Below are 23,233 nucleotides of genomic sequence, written 5' to 3' on the forward strand. Positions count from 1 at the left end.
CCGGATTTCTTCGAGGAAAAGCGGGAAGCTCCCTCTCCCCCAAGCTCGCTTGGGGGAGAGGGCCGGGGTGAGGGGGCAACGATCAACGCGCCTCGCCCTTTGGATTTCCGCCAAAACCTTCAACACGCAAAGAACACCGCGAAAACCGAAGTTCTTCGCAAACTGAAGCGCCGCCCCCTCACCCAACCCTCTCACCAAGCGCGTAAACGCGCTTGGTGAGAGGGTCCAGTCCAGGCGCAATCGGCGACCTGGAGCGCCAGCCCGGCGCTTCAACCCAGATATTCACCTCAAGTCGCCACCCCGGATCATCAGCTCGGATTGGCACTCCCGATCAGCTTTCCCGATCGGCACTCCCGATCAGCACTCACCATCAGCGACACAGATCAGCGCCCAGACCGGCAACCGCAACCCGCATCCCGGCCGCAGCGCTCTGAGCACCGCACCGCCGGCGCCCCGCAACACAATGCGCCAGCCTCAGCGCCAATCTCCGCTGGCTACGAAGCCGGCCCAATAGAACGGATGCACCGACTCTCCGCGCTGCCGGCGTGCGTCCAGCACGGCCAGGTCCGCCGCCGCGACGGCGTCTACGGTGTCGCTTTTTTTTTCCAGCCGCGAGCGGTACAGCGCCTCCATCCATGCCGACGTGGCCGCATCGTCCACCGGCCACAGGCTCATCACCACGGTGCGTGCGCCGGCCAGGCGGAATGCGCGGCGCAGGCCGAACACGCCTTCGTCGTCCAGCCGCGCGCCCAGCCCGGTATCGCAGGCCGACAGCACCACCCAGCCGACGCCGTCCAGCGCCAGCGTGCTCACATCGGCGCCGAGCAGCAGGCCGTTGCTCCCGCCCTCGCCGCTGAGCACCAGTCCCGCTTCGCGCGCCAGCGCGGCGCGCGCGCTGGCCGCCGCGCCGGCATCGTCGCGCCGCAGGCCCACGCCGCGGCGAACCGCGGCGGCCTGTTGCGCGCAGCTCGCGCCGATTTCAAAAGCATGCGTGGCAAAGTGGATGATTCCCGCCTGCGGCGCACTGCGGCGCAGCGCGGCCACGGTGGCGGCACTGCCCTTGAGCGCGGTGACTTCAGCGCGGCCGGCGGCGCGGGAGACCTCGGCCAGCGTGTCGATCTCGCGCTCTGCGCCGGGCAGGGCGGCGAAGGCTTCGTCGAGTTCGGGACAGCTGCCGCGCAGCCGGCCCAGGTCGCTCTTGTCGGCGCGGGCCAGTTCCGGCACCCCCAGCAGCAGAAGGTGGCGGCGTTCGCCCGCCGGCGCGGCGGCGGCGAGATCGTGCTCGGTCTCCAGCAGATGCGTGCGCAGGCCGCGTTCGATCAGAAAGCCCTCGCCATCGGGCAGCGCGGCGAAATTGAGCCGGTGCACGCCGGCTTCGGCGATCACGAACAGACGGCCGCCCGGATTCTTCAGCTTCAGCGCGTCGAACAGCTCGCGGCGCACGGCCTGGCCGGCTGCGCGCAGTTCGTCCTCGCGCCCGGGTTCGCGCATCAGCCGGTACCAGCGTTCGGCGCGGGCGTCCTGGGCGGCCTGTTCGCCCAGGTCGAGCAGGCGCGGCAGCGCGCCGGCTTCGGCGACGAAGGCGTACAGGTGCGGCGCCTTCGCGCCCGCGCCGGTCGCATACGCCACCAGGCCGGCCTGCGCCGGCAGCGACTGCAGCAGTTCCGCCAGCGGACGGCGCTTGAGCGGCAGCAGCGGCGTGGCCGCGCCCAGTGCTTCGACCGCAGCATCGAGTTCGCGCCGCAGGCCGGCCAGGGTGGCCGCATCGGCGCCGCCGCGCAGTGCATCGGCATACGACAAGGCAGCCTTGGACCACTGTTCCCAGCGCTGCTTTTCCTCGCCCTGCAGGCCCTGGCGCGCCGCCTCCAGGCGCTGTCCGGCCAGGCGCGTGGCCAGGCCGCGCGCCGCGGCGATCTCGTTCCAGGCTGCGCTGACCTGCTGCGCATCGCCGCCGCCGGCGGCCAGGGCCAGCAGGCGTTCGCTGCAGCGGCCCAGGCCGCGTTTGAATTCCAGTGCCTGGGTTTCACCGAGCACCGGCGCCACCGCGCCGACCAGGCGGCTGCGCCGCTGTTCCACCAGCAGCGCATTGGCGAAGGCGCCCGCCTTGTCGCCGCTCTGCGCCAGCGCATCGGCCAGGTCGCAGCGCCAGCTCAGGAGCTGCGGATGTTCGGTGCCGATAGCCGCTTCCTGCTGCGCCAGCGCGCCCTTGAGCAGGGCCGCTGCCTGGACCGCGTCGCCGCGGCGCAGGCTGATGCGGGCCAGGCCGCGCAGGGCCGGCGCGCCCTCGGGATGCTGCGGGCCGAGCTGGGTGGCGACGATGGCCAGCACGCGGCGGAACCGGTTCTCCGCCTCGTCCGGCAGATTGCGCTCCAGTGCGATCTCGCCGGCCACGGTCAGCGGCGGCACCACGCGCAGGCTGTCGCCGCCGAACATTTTTTCCAATTGTTCCAGATTCTGCACCAGTGCCGTCTCGGCCTCGGCATAGCGCTGCATCTCGTAGGCCAGCGAACCGAGATTGCCGAGTATGGCGGCGTAGCTGCCCGAAGCGACCAGGCCCGGATCGGTGGCCGCGCGCGCGGCGGATTCCTGGTACAGCTGCAGCGCCTGCTCGCGGTCGCCGAGCTGGCGCTCGGCCTCGCCCAGATGGCCCAGCACCATGGCCAGGTCCCGCGGCGAGGCATCGGGCAGGCGGCGCAGGCGTTCCAGTTCGGGCCGCATCAGCTCGCGCACCGCGGCGAAGTCGCCGCGCGAGATCAGGCTTTCGCTGAGCGCGCCGACCAGGCGGCGGCGGAAGGCGTTGTTGGGCACACCCAACTGATCGGCTTCGGCTATGCCCTGGCGCGCGGTGGCGATGGCGGTCTCGTAGTGCCCCAGGCGATCTTCGAACAGACTGTAGAAATACAGTGCGCGCAGACGCCGCACCCGTTCCAGCATGCTGCGCGGCGCGGGCAGCAGCTTGACTGCCTCGTCGGCGAGCTGGCTGCCCTCGGCATAACCGCCCTGCATGCCGCGCAGCTGCGCCGCCACGGCCAGCACATAGACCTGTTCCACCGTCGCGATGCGGCCTTTGCCTTCGCGCAGCAACTGCAGCGCCTCGGCGACGGCGGCATTGGCGCCTTCCACGTCGCGTTTCTGCCAGGCCTGCTGCGCGCGCCACATGGCCAGCGTGGCCAGCGAACGCGCCTGGGGGCCGTCGACGGCGCGGCGCTTCCGGTCGAGTTCATCGCGCCAGGGCGTCCATTCGGCTTCGCTGAAATCCGGCGGGCTTTCCAGCGCCAGGTTGAACAGCAGTGCCACGACGGCATCGTGTTCCTTCGCATCGGCCAGCGCGGGCAGGCCTACCGCCTTGGCTTCGGCATAGGCTTCGCGCGGAATCAGGCTGTCCAGGCGTTCGGTGACGGAGGCCGCCTGCGACAGCGGCGCGAACAGAACCAGGAGCAACAGCAGCAGCGATAGCGGACGGCGCGGCATCAGTAATCCTCGGGCGGGCGGCAGGCCGCGGCGGCAGCGCAGGATTGCGTGCCGTCGCCGGAAGCCGTGTTTCCCCGGGGGAATCTTCGCCTAACGCGGCGCGTGCGGAAACACGAAGCGCTCACAACGCAGCGCCGCCTCCGCCTTGTCGCAGCCCAGCCGCTGCAGCAACGCGGCCAGGCTGACGCCTTCGCCCGGCACCGGCGCGGTGGCCGGGGCCAGCCGGCCCACGCCGCGGGCGACCAGGGCATTGTCGGGACTGACCACGTGCCGCCACTGGGCGATGCTGTCCTCGACCTGGCTCAGGCGTTTCGGTGAACTGATGACGACGAAGGTTTCGCGCTCGGCTTCGCTGTCCACCTGCCAGCTCAGCCCCGTGATGCCATCGTGACCGGGCAGCTGCCAGCGCGTGCCGGGCGTGAGCGGATTGCCCGGCGCCACGCCGGGCAGCGGATACAGCACGGTGGGCTCGGGCGAGCCGTCATCGTTGAACACGTAGATCCAGGTCGGCTGGGCCGCGGCGATCTCCAGCCGCAGCTTGTCGCCCAGGGCGATGGGCATGCCGTCCTGCAGCGGTTCGCGCGTGCCGGCGCCGTCGCGGTAGAAGCGGCTCTCCAGCTTGAACTCCTGCACCGGCCGCAGCTGCCACAGCAGCGCGGCCGCGCCGACCAACAGCACCGCCGCCAGCCCGGCCCAGTGCAGCGCCTGCATGCGCCAGGGCCGTATCGAGGCTTCCAGCGCCGCCAGCAGCACCAGCACGCCGGCGTGGCGCCGCGCCGGATTCGGCGCCAGCGCGCGCTCCACCGCGCGGGTGAGGCTGCGCGGCAAGTCCGGCCGCAGGTCGCGCAGCGGCACGCGCGCCTCGGCGAGCTGCTGCACACGCAGCTGGTCGAGATCGTCGGCTGTATAGGGATAGCGCCGCGTGAGCAGGCGGTACAGCAGCACGCCCAGCGCGAACTGGTCGGATGCCGGCCCCGGGTTGTCGCCGGCCAGCACTTCCGGCGCGAGGTACTGGCGCGTGCCGGATACCGCGTCGAACAGGCCGTCGCGCTCGAATTCGCGCGCGGCGCCGAAATCCGCCAGCACGATGCGCCCGCTCACGTCGCGCAGCACGTTCTCCGCCTTGACGTCGCCGTGGGCCATGCCCAGGCGGTGCACGGCGCTGAGGCCGCGGCAAAGTTCTATGCCGACCTGCACCACGTCGGCGGCGCTGAATTCGCCCTCGCTTTCCAGCACTTCCGCCAGGCTGCGGCCGCGCACCAGTTCGGTCCACAGGCCGACACGGCCGTCCTGGGCGGCGGCGCCGTAGACGCTGACGATATTCGGATGCCGCAGCTTGGCCAGGCGCCGGCCTTCGGCCAGGAACTGGTGCGACAGCGCATCGGAATCGCTGCGCCGCAGCTTGAGCGCGACTTCCTGGTCGAGCATGGGATCGTAGGCGCGCCAGACTTCGCCCTGGGCGCCTTCGCCGAGTTTCTCCAGCACATCCAGGCCGGCGAAACGGAATTGCACGCGGCTGGCGCTGGAACGCTCCGGCCGTATCTGCAGACCGCGGAACACCTGGGCCAGCTGCGACAACTCGCGCAGACCGTCGCCGGCATCGGCGTCGTCGCCGTCCAGCCGCGCCAGCAGGCGCCAGTCCAATGCCGCGTCGTCGGCAATGCCGGCGGCGATCCGCTCCAGATCCTGCTTGTCGCCTGCCATCAACACCCCCTGCCCGTGCTGTGCGGGCGTCCCACCTTCTAACGCTGGCGGGCGGTTCATCAGAACATGTCGGGGCGGAAAAGTGTTACGTACGTCACGCAAAACGCGCGAAGCAGGTCGCGGGCGGACGCGGCGGCGCGGCATGGAACGGCGCCGCCGTCGGCGTGCGGCCGCTCAGGCCTGGTGCGGCTTCAGCGCCGTGGCCAGCTGGACCAGGGCGCGGGCGACCATGACGCGCACCGCGTCGGGCGTGCTGCCGACCTCGGTGGCGATTTCGGGATAGCTCATGCCGAATTCCAGCCGCATCACGATCAGGCCCTGCTGGCGCTTGGGCAGGCTGGCCAGGGCCGATTCGTAGGCACGCAGGCGTTCGTGGCCGACCAGCTGCTCCACCGGCGAGGGCAGGTCGGTATCCGGCATCTCGGTGTCGATCTCGGCCGACTCGGGCCGGCGCATCAGGCGGCGCACTTCGTCGCGCACCTGGTTGAGCAGGATCTGGCGCAGGTAGGCGAGGAAGCTGCCCGGGCCTTCGCTTTCAAAATGGTCGATCTGGCGCAGGGCGCGCATCAGGGCGAGCTGGACCAGGTCCTCGGTCTCGTGCAGGTCGCGCGCGGCGCGCGGCAGGCGGCCGTGGGCCCACTGCCGCAGCAGCGGCAGGAAGCGGCGTACCAGGGCATCGCGGGCGACGTTTTCGCCGGAGCGCACGCGGCGGATCAGTACCTCGGTCGGTTCGCTGCCCGTTGCCGCCGGCCTCTCGCCATTGCGGCGGCCGAACGGAAGAACCTGTGCAAGACTGGAAGCGGACATCGCACCCTCACCCGTAGTTAGCCCCGATTTGTACAATGCCACACGCCTTCCGGCGCCGACCAATGAAAGCTGTATATCCGCCGATAACCTGAAGTTATAGTGTGCGCAAGTTCATGCGTGGACTGCCAATCGGATGCGCCTTCCCCTTTCCTCACCGCTGCTGGAATCCTTCCTGGTCCTCGCGCGCGAGCTGAACTTTTCGCGCGCCGCCGACCTGCTCCATATCACCCAGCCGGCGCTGACCAAGCGCATACAGAACCTCGAATCCCTGCTCGGCCAGTCCCTGCTGATCCGCCAGTACGGCGCGCTGGAACTGACCGAGAGCGGTCGCATCCTGCAGCGCTACGGCGCCGCGCTGGAACACCAGGAAACCGAGCTGCTCGCCAGCCTGGTCGGCGAGCGCACCGGCCAGATCGCCGGCTTTTTCCGCATCGTCACCTTCTCCTCGGCGCTGCGCCCCATCGTGCTGCCGGCGCTGGGCCATCTGCTGCGGGCCAATCCCAAGATGTCCTGCCATGCGTTCAAGGCCGAAGTCGAGGTGCTGCACGAAATGCTGATCGACGGCAAGGTCGACTTCTGCATCAGCCTGTCCGAATGCGAGCGCGCCGGCATAGAGAACGTGCAGATCGGCATTGAGCGCGACGTGCTGATCGAATCCTCGCGCTACAGCGAGCGCGGTTCCTGCTACATCGACCACGATCCGCGCGACAACTTCACCGAGAAGTTCTTCCTCAGCCAGACCGGCTCCACCGTGCCGCGCATGGAGCGCGCCTACTTCGACGATATCTACGGCCTGATCGACGCCGTCTCCGAAGGCGTGGGCCGCGCCGTGGTGCCGGTGCATCTGCTGCGCCCGGACATGGATGTGCGCGTAGTGCCCGGCTTCCGCCCGTTCGAGGTGCCGGTATTCCTGCACTATCACCACCAGCCCTATTACACACGGCTGCAGCAGGCGGTGATTGAGACCCTGCTGCTGCACTGCCCGCCGTTGCTGCGCACCGACCGTATCGGCGTGCCGGCCGGCGGCGCGGTGGCCGACGATGCGCTGATGGCGGCGCAGTCGCGCCAGCGCCAGCGCGCGCAGCAGTAAATTTCCTGGCTCAGGCTTTTCCCCTGCCCGCTAACCGTTTCCGGGATCCTCCATGCGAATCCTGCGCCGTCTGCTGAAATACACGCTAGTCCTGCTGGTCGCCGCGCTCGGCGCCGCCGCCGCATTGCTTTGGGGCAGCCTTGCCCGCCTCGACGGCGAGCGCGCCGCGGCGGTGCAGCAGCCGGTGCGGATCGAGCGCGATGCCCTGGGCACGGCGACCCTCAGCGCGCACAGCCGGCGCGACCTCACCTTCGCTCTCGGCTACGTGCACGGCCAGGAGCGCTTCTTCCAGATGGACCTGCTGCGCCGCTCGGCCGCGGGCGAGCTGGCCGAACTGGTCGGCGCCGCAGCGCTGCCGCTGGACCGGCGCCACCGCGTACACCGCTTCCGCAGCCGCGCCCACACCGCGCTGGCCGGGCTCGCGCCGGAGCAGCGCGAACAGATGGCGCTCTACGCCCAGGGCGTCAACGCCGGGCTGGACGATCTGCGCGTGCGGCCCTGGGAATACCTGCTGCTCGGCGCCGCGCCGGCGCCCTGGCAGGCCGAGGATTCAGCCCTGGTGATGTTCGCCATGTTCTTCGACCTCAACGGCGACGGCGCCAACAAGCGCGAACTCAACCTGGCCCGGCTCAAGGCCGCCGTGCCCGAGGCGCTGTACCGCTTCCTGGTGCAGCCCGGCTCGCGCTGGGACGCACCGCTGCGCGGCGAGGCCCTGGCCGCCGCGCCGCTGCCCACGGCGCAGGAATTCGACCTGCGCCAGGGCCGCGGCAGCGGCGGCGGCGACGGCCGGCAATACGCGCTGCTGCCGCCGGAGCAGGATCCCCTGCCCGGCAGCAACAACTTCGCCGTCGCCGGCGCGCTCACCGCCGATGGCGCCGCACTGGTCGCCGACGACATGCACCTGACCCTGCGCGTGCCCAACATCTGGTACCGCGCCCGCCTGCGCTATCCGGATCCGCGCGACGCCAGCCGTGAGGTCGATCTCAACGGCGTCACCCTGCCCGGCACGCCGGCCTTCCTGGCCGGCTCCAACGGCCATATCGCCTGGGGCTATACCAATTCCTACGGCGACTGGCTGGACTGGGTGCGCGTGCAGCGCGATCCGCAGGACCCGGCGCGCTACCGCACGCCGCAGGGCTGGGAACCGCTGCAGCGGCATGTGGAAACCCTGCGCGTCAAAGGCGGCGCCGACGAAACCCTGACGGTGGAGGAAACCCGCTGGGGGCCGCTGCTGGCCAGCGATACCGACGGTACGCCGCTGGCCCTGGCCTGGACCGCGCACCAGCCGCGCGCAGTAAATCTGAACTTGTTGCAACTGGAAACCGTGCACAGTGCAGCAGAGGCACTGGCCCTGGCGCCGCGCATGGGCATGCCGGTGCAGAACTTCGTCGTCGGCGACAGCGCCGGACACATAGGCTGGACCCTGACCGGTAACGCCCTGCCCCGGCGCGAAGGCTACGACCCCAGCCTGCCGGCCGACTGGAGCGAGCCCGGCCGCGGCTGGAATGGCTGGACCGAGGCGGAGGATTTCCCGCAGATCCTCGATCCGCCCCAGGCGCGCCTGTGGACGGCGAATGCGCGCGTGGCCGATGCACCCTGGCTGGCCCTGGTCGGCGACGGCGGCTACGACCTCGGCGCGCGCCAGCAGCAGATCCGCGATGGCCTGCTCGCGCACGAACGCTTCACCCCGGCCGACCTGCTCGCCATCCAGCTCGACGACCGCGCCCTGTTCCTCGCGCCCTGGCATGAACTGCTCAGCGCCACCCTGGCGCCGAACAGCGAGCCCGAACTGGCCGAGTTCAAGCGCCTCAGCGCGAGCTGGAGCGGCCGCGCGAGCGTGGAAGCCGTGGACTACCTGCTGGTGCGCGAATTCCGCCGCCGCGTGATCGCCGCGGCGCTGGCGCCGTTTGAAGCCGCGGTCAAGTCACGTTTCGCGGATTTTGAACTGCCTTCGGCGCAGACCTACGAGGCGCCGGTCTGGGCCCTGCTGCAGGCGCGTCCGCCGCACCTGCTGGATCCGCGCCACGGCGACTGGAACGCACTGCTGCTCAGCGCTGCGCGCGATGCGGCCAAGGACCTGGCCACAGCCGGTCCGCTGGCCCAGGCCAGCTGGGGCCGGCGCAACCAGGCGCGCATCCGCCATCCGCTGTCGCGCGCGCTGCCGGATTTCCTCGCCGGATACCTCGACATGCCGGCCCAGGCGCTGCCCGGCGACTCGTTCATGCCGCGGGTGCAGGGGCCGGATTTCGGCGCCTCCGAGCGCTTTGCCATCGCTCCGGGCCGCGAGGCCGCGAGTTTCCTGATGATGCCCGGCGGGCAGAGCGGGCATCCGCTGTCGCCGTTCCATGGTGCGGGGCACGAGGACTGGGTACGGGGACGGCCTACGCCGTTGTTGCCGGGGGCTGCGGTTCACGAGTTGAGGCTGGTGAAGCGGGAATAGGGGTGTTGAAATATTCCGCACGAATGCAAACGTAGAGGGCAACTACGGCATCGCCCCTCGCCCCGGCCCCAAGCGCTTTCTGTATGCGCCGGGAAGTTGGACGAGAGCGGCACTTTAGCCGGTCAGGCGTTTTGGCTTTTGTGCTGATCTTCGGGGATTGACGATTTCACCGGAAATCCAACGGAGAGGCGCGTTGATCGTTGCCCCCTCACCCCAGCCCTCTCCCCCGAGCAAGCTCGGGAGAGAGGGAGCTTCCCGCTGTTTCTTGGCGGAAGCCGGTAAATTCATTTGGCGGGAATCTCGGATTCCGCCGCACATGCCCCGCGATTCCCGATTCCCGACTCCTGATTCTCGAATCCCGGATCTCGAATCCCGCCCCGCTCAACCCTCGAAATCATCGGCAAAGATCGCATCCACCGCCGCCGGCCCGAGCACGGTGACGGAATAGGCAGCGGGTGTGCCGCTTTCGGCCACGTGCAGGTCCAGTGCGGCGTCGGCGGGTGCGGAATTGGCAACCAGGCGGAAGCGGAACAGCGTGCCCCAGCTCAGCGGGTTGCGTACCGGCGGCACATTGGCGGGCGGCGTGGGGTTGACCGGCGCGGTCCAGGTGACCTTGCCGTCGGCCACGCTGGCGGTCCAGTCGTTGGCCGGGTCCAGGTCGCCGTCGGAGAATTCGAACTGGGCGGCGCTGGCGCCGGCCGGCAGCGGTACGCTGAAGCGGTCGAAGCCCATGTTGTGGATGACGCGGAAGCGCTGCGCAGGATCGCCGTCGTCGCCGTGCCTGTCCGTGCCCTGGGTGCGGGCGCGGGCGAAGTCGAAGTTCATCACGGCGTATTCGTAGCGCCAGCTGCCGGCGCCGGCGGCCTGCGCGATCACCGCGACGCGGGCGCGGCCCTCGGGGCTGGAAAGTTCCACATTGCGCCGGTCCGGCGCGCTCGCGGCGGGATCGACCCAGCGGTTGATCGCCGGGCCCAGCCGGAACGGCGTGCCGTTCTCCAGCGACCACAGGCCGTTGTAGGAGAAGGTTACCGGCAGCGTGCCCATGGTGTTGTAGATATTGATGTCGTCGCGGACGATGTACCAGGACTCGAACAGGTACGTGCTGCCGGGCTGGGCCAGCTGCGATTCGCGCACGATCATGCGCTGGCTGTAGTCGTTGTTGCCGCCGGGGTTCCAGTTGAGATCGCAGTCGCTGTCGTAGATGGAGCCGCAGCGGCCCCACTCGGCCGTCGCCGGCACCACTTCGCTGCGCGGGCCCAGATCCTCGTTGCTGTCGTTGTTGCTGGTGCCGTAGGTGTCGGAACAGGAGCGCCCCAGGATATGGCTGTCGCTGCCGCCGCTGCCCGGCGAGGCGGAACAGCCCTGGTTGGTGGTCAGGAATGCGTGCTTCATGCCGGAGCGGCCGATCTGCTCGATCTTGCCGTCATAGAGGCGGTAGAGGTTCCAGATCAGATAAGGATGCTGGTCGTTGTCATACGGCGGGTAGCTGCCGCTGAACATCTGGTTCCAGGCCACGTCGGCGGTGTACAACGCACTGCTGGTGCCGTTGGGATCGCCGGGCACGGTGACGGCCGGCGTTCCATTGTTGACATTGTTGCGCAGCGTCGAGGACGGCGTGAACACGGCATAGCCGTCGGTGGCGCCGCCGGGGCCGTCGCAGGACTGGAAGGGATTGGCCAGGCTGCGAGTGCAGCGCGAGTACTGGCCGAAGAAGCTGAGCATGAACACGTCGGCCTGGTAGTGCTGGGTCGGCGCGTTAGGAACCGTTGTGCCCGGCCATACCGGCGGGTTGCCGCGCAGTTGGATGTACTCGCCGTTCTGCGCGGTCACGTCCAGCTGCATGCGCAGTTGGGCCACGGTGAGGCCGGCCGTCTGCGGCTTGCCCAGGCGCCGGGCCAGGTCGGCGTGCAGGCGCAGGTCCAGCGTCTTCACTTCCAGCGTGCGGCCGCCGCGGCCGATCGCGTACATGAGCTTGTCCAGGTAGAACCAGGTATTGCCCTGGGCGTCGACCAAATCCAGCGTCTGCGCATCGCCGGCGCGCGGGCGCAGGCTGGCGTCGGCCAGCGAGATCGCGCCATCGGGCAGGGTCAGCGTGAAGCCGCCGCGCAGGGTGAGCCGGCCATCGATGAAGTGGTCGAAGTTGAGGCGGTTGACGGCGAAGCGCAGGCCGGCCTGATCGCGTAGCGGCACCAGGGTGAAACCGCGCCGGTCGCGCCGCTCCGCGTCGGCGGTCAGCGAGGTGATGCCGATGTCGCGCAGCAGGTCGGTATTCCAGATGAAGCCCAGTTCGCCGCCCAGCGCGGTCCAGTTCGCCGGAATTTCGGCGGTTGCCGGGGTTTCCGCGGCGGCGCAGGCCGCGCCGGCCAGGGCGGCCAGGCTCAGAGCAAACAGGCTGCGGTACAACATCGGTCTCATCGCTTCATCCAGAAAAGAGAGAGGACCGCGCGGCGGCTCGGCACCGCCGCGCGGAAGTTTCACTCGGGGGGCTGGAAATCATCCGCGAACAGCGCGTCCGGCGCTTCCGGCCCGAGCACGGTAGCGCTGTAGTGTGCCGGCTTGAAGCCCTCCCGGCCGGCCTCGGGCGTGCCGGGTTCGGCCACGTGCAGATCGACCGCGCGCGCCTGCGGCGCCACATTGCTGACAAAGGAAAAACGGTACAAGGTACCCCAGTCCAGGGTGTTGCGCACCGCCGGCACGTCCGCAGGCGGGGCCGGATTGGCCGGTGCGCTCCAGGTCAGACGGCCATCGGCGATGGCGGCGCTCCAGTCGTTGTCCGCATCCAGGTCGCCGTCGCTGAACTCCAGCGTGGCCGCGCTGGCGCCCGCCGGCAGCGGCACGCTGAAGCGGTCGAAGCCCATGTTGTGGATCACGCGGAAGCGCTGTTGCGGATCGGCGTCGTCGCTGTACTTGTCCGTGCCGCTGGTCCGGGCGCGGGCGAAGTCCAGGTTCATCACGGCGTAGTCGTAGCGCCATTGGCCCTTGCCCAGGGCGGTGACCGCGACGGCGACCCGGGCATGGCCTTCGGGGCTGTCGATCTCGACATTCTTCTTGTTCGGATCGCTGCTGGCCGGATCCATCCACCGGTTGATGGCCGGGCCCAGCAGGGTCGGCGTGCCGTTGCCGATGCTCCAGGGACCACTGCCGCTGAAACTGAAGGTCACCGGCTTGGTCGACATCGTGTTGTAGATGTTGATGTCGTCGCGGACGATGTACCAGGACTCGAACAGATACGTGCTGCCGGGCTGGGTCAGCTGCGATTCGCGCACGATCAGGCGCTGGCTGTAGTTGGTATTGCCGTTGCTGGCATCGGCGACGAGGTCGCAGCCCTTGTCGAAGATGGAGCCGCAGCGCCCCCATTGCACCGTATTGGGCACCAGCTCGCTGCGCGGGCCCAGGTCGTTGTTGCTGTCGTTGTTGCCGGTGCCGTAGGTGTCGGAACAGGAGCGGCCGAGAATGCTGCCGGTGCTGCCGCCGCTGCCCGGGCCCGAGGCGCAGCCGCCGTTGGTGGTGACGAAGGCGTGCTTCATGCCGGAGCGGCCGATCTGCTCGATGCGGCCGGCGCTGTCGATGCGGTAGATGTTCCAGATCAGGTTGGGATGCTGGTCGTTGTCGTAGGGCGGACGCGCCGCCGTGAATTTTCGGTACCAGGCCACGTCGGCGGTGTACAGCGCACTGCTGGTGCCGTTGGGATCGCCGGGCACGGTGACGGCCGGCGTTCCATTGTTGACATTGTTGCGCAGCGTCGAGGACGGCGTGAACACGGCATAGCCGTCGGTGGCGCCGCCGGGGCCGTCGCAGCTCAGGTTGGGATTGGCCAGCGAGCTGGTGCAGCGCGAAAACTGCGCGCTGAAGCTGAGCATGAACACGTCGGCCTGGTAGGTCTGCCCCGGCGCTTCCGGCACCGGCATGCCCGGCCATACCGGCGTGCCGCGTTCCACACGGATGTACTCGCCGTTGCGCGCGCGCACGTCCAGGTTCATGCGCAGCTGGGCCACCGCCCAGTCGGCAGCCTGGGGCTTGCCCAGGCGCGCGGCCAGATCCGGATGCAGGCGCAGGTCCATGGTCTGCACGTCGATCACGCGGCCGTCGTCGGACACGGCGTACATCAGCTTGTCCAGATAGAACCAGGTCCTGCCCTGGCTATCGACCAGGTCCAGGGTCTGCGCATCGCCGGCACGCGGCTGCAGCGCAGCGTCGATCAGCGACAGCTCGCCGTCCGGCGTGCGCAGGCGGAAGCCGCCGCGCAGGCTGAGGCGTCCTTCAGTGAAATGGTCGAAATTGGTCCGCGTCACGGCGAAGCTGAGCCCGGTCTGCCCGCTCAGCGGCACGGCGGCAAAACCGCGTGCGTCGGGCTGGCCGACGCCGGCGCGATCCTTGATCGACACGCCGAGATCGCGCAGCAGATCCTCGTTCCAGATGAAGCCCAGGTCGCCGCCGAAGGCGGTCCAGGTCTGCATCGCCGGAGTCTCGCCGGCGAGCGCGGGCACCGCCGCCGACAGCGCCCCCAGCGCCAGGGCCAGCAGACATGCGTGGGACAGTTTGTTCATTGCAAGCCTCGGCAATCAGTTGCACGCCTGCCTCAGGCACTATCCCTGGCACTGCCGGCGCGGCTTTACGCCGCGCCGGCCGTCCTTCTGAAAATTTACGACGTTTCCAATCCCCTGAAACCTGCACTCATCCCGCAAAATCGTCGCGGAAGATGGGCCAGTCGCCGACCGGCGTGATCAGCGGGCCCACCTTCTTGCACACCATCGAGTCCTGCGGCACCGGATTGGCCGAGGTCGGCCAGTTGTTGGCGGTGGAATCGCGCACGCTGGCCGTGTAATACAGCACCACGTCGGTGTCGGCGATGCTTTCGCCGTTGGCGAGGTTGGTGGCAGCCATCTCGCAGTCGTTGAGGTTGTTGTCGACCTTGTCGGAATACTCGTTGTTGATGAAGCGCGTGCCGATCACATCAGCCAGGTGCAGACCGCGGCCGGATTCGTTGACCGGCGTGTAGTCGCTGGCGCCCGAGGTGACACGGTAACCGAAGTTCTGCACCGAGTCGCTGACTTCCCAGTGGGTGGGCCCGCCGTCGGGGCCGCCGGTAAGGCTGCGCAGGTCGGTGAATTCGGTGGGCTTGAGTACGCCGTTGGCGGAGATCTGGTCATGCTCGGCGCCGTCGATGTCAAAGTCGATGCGCCAGTAGTTGTGATGCCAGTGGGTGACGTTGTTGTAGGTGCCGTTGGAATTGCCGTAGCCGAATTCCGGATTGATGTCGCCGTTGGCGTAGAAAGCGATGCGGCTGGCGTACTGATACCAGCTGGCCGAGTACTGCGTGGTCAGCAGCACATAGCTTTCGCTGGGGATTTTCTGATTGGTCATGTCCTCGATCGCCACGCCGGAATTCATGCAGTCGGCGTTGGTGAACGGATTCGGCGAGAGATTGCTGAACGGGCAGCTGCCGTGGGAGGCCGTCGCGCTCTTGGAGACATCGCAGGTGGTGGTGGCGACGAAGCTGCCCGGCACGCCGAGCTGGTTGCGTACGGCCGGCGTGGCGGCGAAGCGCGCATTGGCGTCCTTCCAGTCGCGGTAGCAGTTGCCACCGGCGCCGTTGCGGTATTCGGCGAACAGGATGGGCGAGTGGATGCGCTTGGCCACCAGGATGCCCTTGTAGTGCACATCGCGCACTTCCAGGCCCGAGCCCTGCACGCCCGAGCTTTGCGCCGGCGACAGCCAGCACATTTCCCATACGGCGGGACCGGTCGCCGGCCACTTGAGCAGGGTGCCGCCGGCCACGCTGCAGTCGGCATGGGCAGCCAGCAGGTCGGTGCTGATTCCGCCGAGCAGCAGCAGGCTCAGGGCGCGGACGAAATGGACTGTCTTCACGGACGTTCCTCGGTTCGGGGATGGCGATGGGGGGATGACGTAGCGGCGGTTCACGGTTGTGCCGGAGGTGGCGGCGCCGGGTTGTCCGGGCCGTAGAACGGATGCACGACCTTGCGCTGCATCAGGTCGACGATGGCGTGGGCGACCGGGCGCTGGCCGTCGTCGCCGCCGGAGACGATCACGTGCACGCAGCGCGAACCCTGGCGGCAGTCGGCGTCGGAGGCATCGAAATAGGCGAAGCCGCCGTAGAAATTCAGGCCGGACTCGCGCAGCAGCGGACCGAGCTGGGCGTGTTCGCGCGCCAGGGCGAAGGCCAGCTCCATTTCCAGATCGGTGAAATTCATGGTGTGGCCGGGCAGGTCGCGCCGGCTGCGCGGTATGCCGTCGCGGGTATACACCTGCTCCACGCCCAGGCCGCGCTGGTAGTCCCAGGCGTATTCCACGGTAACCGGCACGTCGGCGCCGTTCTCGCGGAACACGTCGTCGTAGCGGCGGATCGTCACCCGCGCCGGCAGCTGGATGTCGCGCGAAGCGCGCGAGGCGCTGAGCCCGGGACCGGCCTCGCCGGCCGTGCCCGACAGCGGCTTGAGCGCGCCGGGCTTCGCCGGCACCGCCGCAGGCGCCGCTGCGGCGGAAGGCGCCTCGGCTTTGCGCGGTGTTGCGGCGCAGGCGGCAAGCAGGCCCGCGGCGGCGAGCGGGAAAAGAAAACGCGGCGGCAGGAAAATCGGCATCAACGGGTTCCGGTGCTCGCCGCTGCACTGCGCATGTCCTCGGGCGGCGATTTGCCGAGTACAGGGTCGTTCCACAGGTCGTACAGGAACTGGCCTCGGTTGACGTTCTGCGGGCCGGCATCGAAGGGCCGCTCGGGCGAGGCGCTGCACAAGGTGTTCTCCGCCGGGATGTTCGCCGCAGCGGATTCGCGCTGCAGGAATTCGATGTAGTCGCGGCTGGAAACCTGGTACTTCAGCGTGGCGCGCACGGTGATCGGCAGGCTGGTGCCGGGCGGCACGGGGATCGTATAGGTGGCGAGGTCGTAATTGACCAGGCGTGCATCGCCGGGCGCGACGGGCGGATAGCTCAGTCCCACCGGGCGCAGCGAAGGATCGCCGCCGCCGCGGAAGCCCAGCGGCGGAATGCGGCTGTCCTTGGCGATGCAGTTGTTGAGTACAAAATGGAATTTCTTGCGCCCCAGCGCATCGGTCACCTTGCAGCTGGCGCTGGCGCTGTCCCAGATACCCTGCAGCGCCTCGTAGACGCGCGCTTGCGGGTCTTCAGTCAGCACGGCGGTGGCCGCGTCGTAGGCGGCGCTCTCGAAGACCAGCTGGTTGGATGCATCCCGCGCGACCACGTTCAGCCACATGCGGCGGCCCTCGGCATAGCCGGTGGGCAGCTTGTGGCCGCTGAGATTGGTCACCTTGACCTTGGCCACCAGGTTGGCCTGGCCGGCGCTGTAAGGCTCCAGCGTGACGGCGACCTCGGCGCTGTGATCGGTGAGCAGTTCGCGCGCCCAGGCGATGGTGCGGTCGAACGCGCTTTCGCGGTCGAGCTGGTCGGGCGCGCCATACTTGGCCTTGAGCAGCTTCGGCACCCAGGTGTTGGCGCCGACGAACTCATGCACCGACAGCGTGCCCGTACGCGAGCCCAGCGGATTATTGACACAGGCACGGGCGTCCGGCGAAAGGGACACACGCATATGGCAATCCTGACAGGTTTCGCCGCGGGCAATGGCCGGCGCGCCGCCGGGCAGCGCGTCGCCGCCGAAGCGGTCGCGGTAGATCAGGTCGGAAAATTCGCTGCGCAGCCATTCACTGTAGGTGCGCTCGACCGGAAAGGTCACGCCGGTGTCGGTGCCGTCGTTGAGTATCAGGGTCTTGACCGGGCCGGCCGTGGTTTCCGGCGCATCGACGTTGTGGCAGCTGCCGCAGATCTCGGCCGAGGAATGGAAGGACGACTGCACCCAGCCATGCGGCGGCTCCAGCGCATCGTTGCCGGAGTTGTAGCGGTACGGCCCGCGCCGGCACGGGCCGCCGTAGGTGCTGCCGTCCGGGTTGGTGCATTCGGTCGCGTCGTCCAGCCATACGCGGGCGCTGCCGATGGCGGTGCTCTGCCCGGCCGGCCCCTTGGGCGTCATGCGGTGACAGTACTGGCAGTTGATGCCGCCGTAGTCGTTGCCCTTGTAATCGGGCTGAGCGTAGTTGCCCTGCAGCAGGCAGCCGTTCTCGCCGTTGACCGTGCTGCCCGGCGTGGCCGTCTTGGACACGCGGCCGCCGAACCAGCCCATAGGCGAATGGCAGCGCAGGCAGTAGTCGCCGACACCCGGAAGATCGCGGTTGGCCACGTCCAGCGCAGCCCAGAACAGCGGATCGCGCGCCGCATTGGCCTTCATCGAGCCGGCCCAGGCGTTGTACGGCAGCTGCGGCGCGTCGGCGCCGGAGAAACCGCGATGGCAGCCCTCGCAGGAATCCGCCGGTTCTATGTTCCACAGCAGACCCGGCTGGGTGCCGTGCGGGGTGTAATCGATGCCGGCGGCCGGCCGCACGCCCGCCAGCGATGCCGCGCCCAGCGCCAGGAAAACCAACGCACGCCAATACCCTGCAACCACGCACACCCCCAGGCCGGCGCCCTCCGCGCCGAGTGGAAAAGTGCATCCCGCACTTTTGTATGATTTACCGCCGCGCCGCCCCACGCGGCCGCGTCAGTTGCCCGTCACCACCGTCGCGCTGGCCGCCGTTTCCGGCGGCGACTTGCCGTAGGCCGGATCCGACCACAGCGCGTGCATGAACTCGCCGCGCGACAGCGACTGCGGCCCCACGTCGAACGGCCGCCCCGGCGCGCCCGCGCACAGGGTGTTCTCCGCCGGCACCGCCGGCGCCGCCACGGCCTGGTCGCGCAGGAACTCGATGTATTCCTTGCTCGCGATCTGGTGACGCAGGTTCGCTTCCACGCGCACCGGCAGCGGCGTGCCGGCCGGCAGCACGAAGCTGTAGACGGTGTCGTCGTAGTTGACCAGTTCGCCCGAGCCCGGCGCGGTCTGCGCATAGCTGTAGTTGACCGGGCGCACTTCGTCCCCGTTGGCATCGCCCGGCGCGGCCGGGCGGAAGCCCAGCGGCGGGATGCGGTTGTCCTTGGCGATGCAGTTGTTCAGCACGAAATGGAACACCTTCCTGCCGCCGGCCTCGGTGCGGCAGACGCCGGGCTGTACCGGGTCCCAGATGCCCTGCAGCACTTCGTAAATCTTGATCTGGCTGTCCTCGGTCAGCACGCCGGTGGCCGCATCGAATGCGCCGCTCTCGGCGACCAGGGCATTGGCGGCGTTGAACACCTTCAGGTTGAGCCACATGCGGCGGCCTTCGGAATAGCCGGTCGGCAGCTTGTGGCCGCTGAGATTGGTGGTGCGCACGCGCACGCTGACCTGGCCCGGCGCACCGGGTGCGGGCGCGGTGAAGGCGGTGATCGTTGCCGTAACTCTGGCGCTGGACTGCAGCATGGCCCGGGCCCAGGCGATGGTGCGGTCGAAATCGGCGGCGCGGTTGAAACCGCTGGCGCCGGCGTAGAGCGTCTTGATCATGGCCGGAATCCAGGTATTGGCGCCGACCAGGCGGTGCGTGGGCAGGTTGCCCGTGCGCGACCCTTCCGGATTCATGCCGCAGGCCTGGGCCAGCGGGTCGTCCGAATTGGGCATGTGGCAGTTCTGGCAGGTCTGTCCCTTGGCCAGGGCCGGCAGCTCGCTGCCGGCTGCGCTCTGCAGGCCGTCGCGGAAGATCAGATCGGCGAACAGGCTGCGCTTCCACTCGCTGTAGGTGCGCTCGATCGGGAACGGCCGCGTGGTCGCCGTGCCGTTTTCCAGGATCAGGGTCTTGAGCGGGCCCTGGTCGGTGTCCGGCGTGGACACGTCGTGGCAAGTGCCGCAGAACTCGGAACTGGAATGCAGCGCCGAAGGCTGCCAGCCATGCGGCGGCTCCAGTTCAAAATTGACATAGGTATACGGACCGCGGCGGCAGGGGCCGCCGTAGAACTGGCCGTTGGGCGCGGTGCACAGGCTTTCGTCGTCGACCCAGACATTGCCATTGCCGATGGCGAACGGCTGGCTCTGCGGCCCCTGTGGACCGTGCGGCATGACGCGGTGGCAGAAATGGCAGCCTATGCCGCTGTAGTCGTTGGCGGAGCCGTCGTCGTCGTTATAGTCGCCCTGGAGCTGGCAGCCCATGGCGCCGTTGGCCGGCTGGCCGGCGCCGCCGTTCTTTACCACGCGGCCGCCGAGCCAGCCGTTGGGGGTATGGCAGCGCAGGCAGTAGTCGCCGACGCCGGGGAGATCCTTGTTGGCCACGTCCAGCGCGGCCCAGAACAGCGGGTCGCGGGTGGCGTTGGCCATCATCGAGCCGCTCCAGGTGCTGTGCGGCATGAAACCGTTGTGCGGCGCGCTGAAACCGCGGTGGCAGCCCTGGCAACCGCTGCTGTTTTCCAGCGTGGTCTTCAGCGGCGGCTGGGTGCCGTGGGGCGTGAAATCCAGGGCAAGGGCGGGCGCGCCGGCAATCAGGCCGCACAGCAAGGCGGCGGCCAGGCCTGCCAGCAGGCTCCGGGCACCGCGACCGCGCGCCAGCCACTCCCCTTTCCACTGCATCCGCACTGTCCCCTGGACTGCGACGGGGCTGTCATCTGTCCCCCTCAAGCCGCGGACGGTAGCACAGCTTATGCCTTGCAGGCCTATGCGTTTGCGTCGATTTAGACCTATGGGCGCAGGCGATGACGGGCTCAACGTGGCGGCGGATCGGTCCGCCGCGGCCGTGGCGATACAGGCGATGCGACCGGCGCCAGGGTGGACACGCTCCATTCCTGGTCCTGCACCCCCAGCAGCGCCGCACTGTCCTGCGGCGGCCGATCACTGACGAAGCCGAAGCGGAAGCTGCGGCCCCAGTCCAGCGCGGCCGCACTGCCGCGCCGCCAGGCCAGGCGGCCGTCGGCCCGCGCCGCGCTCCAGGCCACGCCGCTGCCGGCGACGGCGGCGAATTCGGTGTCCTGCAGCGTCGCAGCCGGATCCACCCAGACCGCAAAGCGCTCCAGTCCGCGGTTTTCCAGCACGCGCAGGTTGGGCTCCTGACCGCTGGTGCGCGCCAGGCTCAGGTCGAAGTTGAACAATTGATACTGGTAGCGGTAGCGCCCGTCGGCCAGCCGCTGCACGCGCGCGGCCAGCACGGCCCGGCCCAGTCCGGTGCGCAGCACGGCCTGGCGCTGCCAGGCGCCGGCGGGCGCCAGTTCCTGCCAGCGCGCGAGCATGCCGCCGTTGTGGAAATCGCCGACCTCGAAGCGCCAGATGTACGCATTCGGATCGGTGCCTTGCCCGCGCACCTTGGCCGGCAGGATTTCCATGAGGCCCAGATTGTTCCAGGGCTGGTCCTCGTCGCGCACCACGTACCAGTATTCGAGGAACCAGCGCGCGCCGGGATGCAGTGCGGGAGCGATCTCGCTTTCGCGCACGCCCAGGCGCTTGGCCGGGTTGTAGGCATCGTCGGGCAGCAGGCCCTGGTCGGCATCGCGCACGCCGTTGCAGTCCTTGTCGTAGAGCGAGCCACAGCGGCCCCAGCGCGCGGTGTACGGAATCACTTCGCTGCGCGGCGCCAGGCCGCTGGAGAAATCGTTGCTGAAACCGCCGTAGGTGTCCTCGCAGCCCGGATACAGCACCTCGCCTTCCTCGCAGGCACAGGCCGCGTTGATGGTGTGGAAGGCGTGCTTGAGCGCGGACACGCCGATCTGCTGCAGCGTGCCGTCGGCGTCGAGCCGGTACAGGTTCCACACCAGGTAGGGATGCTGGTCGTTGGCATACGGCGCCGAGGGCGCGGAGAACTTGGGATGCCAGGCCACCGCCGCGGTGCCTTCGTTGCGCAGGCTGGCGTCGGGCGCGAGCACGACCAGGCCGTCGCTGCTGTCGGCGGTGCAGATGCGCGTATGGCCGCCGGCGCCGTCGCTGCGGCCGCAGCGGTAGGAATTGACGCCGTCGGGCTGGCGTTCTTCCCAGTTGGAGGCCAGCCGCAGCATGCGCACGTCGACCTTGTGCTGGTCCGAAGGCCATTGCGCCACGCAGACGCCGGCCGGATCCGCCGCGGCCTCGCGCCGCACGAAGGCGGCCGCCGTCGCCGCGCCTTCGGTCTGCGCGCCGCCGACCAGGTGCCCGGCAAGCTCGGGCCGGCCCAGCCGCTGCGCCAGCGCCGGCGCCAGGCGCAGGTCCATATGGCGCAGCGCAAGCACGCCGCCGGCGCCGACGAAATGGTGCGCATGATCCAGCACGAACCAGGCCTGGCCGCGGGCGTCGCTCAGCTCCAGGCCTATCCGCGCCGCACCGCTGTGGCGCAGGCGGAAGCCGCGCAGGTCCACTTCGCCGCCGCCGCGCAGGCGCAGCACGAAGCCGCCGGCATGGCCGGCGCTGCCGGGCTCCAGCGCGGCGAAGCGGCCCTGGGCATCGGCGCGCCAGCGCAGCGCGCTGTCGGGCCGCAGGGCGAAGCGCAGTTCGCGGTAGTCGGCCACGGCCTGTTCCCGGCCGCCGCGCTCGCCTTCGCTGCGTGCAATCTCCAGGCCCAGCGGCGCCAGCGCGCCCTGGTTGAACCAGAGCGTGGTCTCGCCGGCCGCCTGGGCCGGATCGGCACCGCCCTGCGCAGCGCGCGCGTGGTTCAACGCCGGCAGCGCAGCGAGCGCCGCCAGCAGCAGCACGATCCGGCGCAGGCGCTCACGCATGCGGCAGCAGGCGCTCGGCCAGTTCCAGGTACAGCCGCGGCAGCCGCTCCAGGTCGTCCACGGCGATGCACTCGTCCACTTTGTGGATGGTGGCATTGACCGGCCCCAGCTCCACCACGTCCACGCCCAGCGGCGCGATGAAGCGCCCGTCCGAGGTGCCGCCGCCGGTGCTGCATTCGGTTGAAATGCCGCAGACGGTTTCAATAGCCGCGATGGTCTGCTCGCGCAGCGGGCCGCCGCGGGTCAGGAAGGGCTCGCCGGACAGTTCCCAGCGCAGGTCGAACGCGATTCCGTGCCGGCGCAGCAGCGCCTCGCAGCGCTCGCGCAGTCCGTCCGCACTGCTCTCCGTGCTGAAGCGGAAATTGAACACCACGTCGAGATGGCCCGGGATCACGTTGCCGGCGCCGGTGCCGGCGGCGATGTTGGATACCTGGAACGAGGTCGGCGGGAAATCCGCATTGCCCTCGTCCCAGCGCGTCGCCGCCAGTTCCGCCAGAGCCGGGGCGAAGGCATGAATGGGATTGAGCGCCTTTTCCGGATACGCCACATGGCCTTGTATGCCGCGCACGTGCAGATGCCCGCTGAGCGAGCCGCGCCGGCCCACGCGGATCAGGTCGCCCAGGCGCTGCGCCGAGGACGGCTCGCCGACCACGCACCAGTCCAGGCGCTCGCCGCGGGCGCGGAAGGTCTCGGCGACGCGGCGCACACCGTCGCGGGCCACGCCTTCCTCGTCGCTGGTCAGCAGCACGCCCAGCGTTCCCGCGTGATGCGGATGACGCGCGACAAACTGTTCCGCTGCCAGCACGAAGGCCGCGACCGAACCCTTCATGTCCGCCGCGCCGCGGCCGTAGAGCAGGCCGTCGCGCAGGGACGGCTCGAACGGCGGGCTGTGCCAATCCCCGGGCGGGCCGCTGGGCACCACGTCGGTATGGCCGAGGAAGAACAGCACCGGCCCGCCCTGGCCGTGGGTCGCCCACAGGTTGTCGACCTCGCCGTAGCGCAGGTGTTCGATGCGGAAGCCTGCCGCGGCCAGGCGCGCGGCGAGCAGCGCCTGGCAGCCGGCGTCCTGCGGCGTGACCGAGGCGCGGCGTATCAGTTCACGGGTGAGTTCGAGCACGTCCGACACG

General features: G+C 69.3%; 13 protein-coding genes. 2 read left to right on the forward strand and 11 right to left on the reverse strand.

Translation table 11 applies throughout. The features are described from left to right. Positions 1–474: 474 nt before the first annotated feature. The 3 genes from NM961_RS11920 to NM961_RS11930 form a co-directional block, all read right to left on the reverse strand. Entirely contained in the window at positions 475–3,471 is a 2,997-nt protein-coding gene (locus tag NM961_RS11920; protein ID WP_255914585.1) for a CHAT domain-containing protein, read from the reverse strand. 90 nt (positions 3,472–3,561) lie between these two features. Continuing rightward, positions 3,562–5,175 (reverse strand): serine/threonine protein kinase, encoded by a 1,614-nt coding sequence (locus NM961_RS11925; RefSeq protein WP_255914586.1) that lies wholly within the window; start codon positions 5,173–5,175, stop codon positions 3,562–3,564. 174 nt (positions 5,176–5,349) lie between these two features. Further along, a complete protein-coding gene (locus tag NM961_RS11930) occupies positions 5,350–5,982 on the reverse strand; it encodes an RNA polymerase sigma factor (protein WP_255914587.1) in 633 nt (210 codons plus the stop codon). A gap of 133 nt (positions 5,983–6,115) precedes the next feature. On the opposite strand from NM961_RS11930, the gene NM961_RS11935 reads away from it, so the two are divergent. Beyond that, the gene (locus NM961_RS11935; RefSeq protein ID WP_255914588.1) at positions 6,116–7,072 is read left to right on the forward strand and encodes a LysR family transcriptional regulator; all 957 of its coding nucleotides are present in this window, start codon (positions 6,116–6,118) and stop codon (positions 7,070–7,072) included. A gap of 52 nt (positions 7,073–7,124) precedes the next feature. Next, on the forward strand, positions 7,125–9,512 hold the full coding sequence (locus NM961_RS11940) for a penicillin acylase family protein (RefSeq protein ID WP_255914589.1): 2,388 nt from the start codon (positions 7,125–7,127) through the stop codon (positions 9,510–9,512). Between the two features lie 381 nt (positions 9,513–9,893). Here the strand turns inward: NM961_RS11940 and NM961_RS11945 are convergent, their stop codons facing one another. From NM961_RS11945 to dapE, 8 genes are all read right to left on the reverse strand, one after another. Beyond that, positions 9,894–11,927 carry a hypothetical protein gene (locus NM961_RS11945; protein ID WP_255914590.1) on the reverse strand — a complete coding sequence of 678 codons (2,034 nt, stop codon included), beginning with the start codon at positions 11,925–11,927 and terminating at the stop codon, positions 9,894–9,896. Positions 11,928–11,986: 59 nt separating this feature from the next. Beyond that, entirely contained in the window at positions 11,987–14,059 is a 2,073-nt protein-coding gene (locus tag NM961_RS11950; protein WP_255914591.1) for a hypothetical protein, read from the reverse strand. A gap of 127 nt (positions 14,060–14,186) precedes the next feature. After that, the gene (locus NM961_RS11955) at positions 14,187–15,380 is read right to left on the reverse strand and encodes a hypothetical protein (RefSeq protein WP_255914593.1); all 1,194 of its coding nucleotides are present in this window, start codon (positions 15,378–15,380) and stop codon (positions 14,187–14,189) included. 50 nt (positions 15,381–15,430) lie between these two features. Beyond that, the gene (locus NM961_RS11960; RefSeq protein ID WP_255914594.1) at positions 15,431–16,111 is read right to left on the reverse strand and encodes a hypothetical protein; all 681 of its coding nucleotides are present in this window, start codon (positions 16,109–16,111) and stop codon (positions 15,431–15,433) included. Then, a complete protein-coding gene (locus NM961_RS11965) occupies positions 16,111–17,982 on the reverse strand; it encodes a hypothetical protein (RefSeq protein WP_255914595.1) in 1,872 nt (623 codons plus the stop codon). Before NM961_RS11965 ends, NM961_RS11960 begins: the two co-directional genes overlap by 1 nt. A 93-nt stretch (positions 17,983–18,075) precedes the next feature. Then, the gene (locus NM961_RS11970) at positions 18,076–20,001 is read right to left on the reverse strand and encodes a hypothetical protein (RefSeq protein ID WP_255914596.1); all 1,926 of its coding nucleotides are present in this window, start codon (positions 19,999–20,001) and stop codon (positions 18,076–18,078) included. A gap of 131 nt (positions 20,002–20,132) precedes the next feature. Next, complete coding sequence (locus NM961_RS11975) at positions 20,133–22,106, reverse strand: hypothetical protein (RefSeq protein WP_255914598.1); 1,974 nt, start codon at positions 22,104–22,106, stop codon at positions 20,133–20,135. Further along, positions 22,099–23,232, reverse strand: coding sequence for a succinyl-diaminopimelate desuccinylase (gene dapE / locus NM961_RS11980; RefSeq protein ID WP_255914600.1), 1,134 nt, complete (start codon positions 23,230–23,232; stop codon positions 22,099–22,101). Before dapE ends, NM961_RS11975 begins: the two co-directional genes overlap by 8 nt. Position 23,233: the final 1 nt, after the last annotated feature.

Source organism: Tahibacter harae (assembly GCF_024437735.1).
Taxonomy (GTDB): domain Bacteria; phylum Pseudomonadota; class Gammaproteobacteria; order Xanthomonadales; family Rhodanobacteraceae; genus Tahibacter; species Tahibacter harae.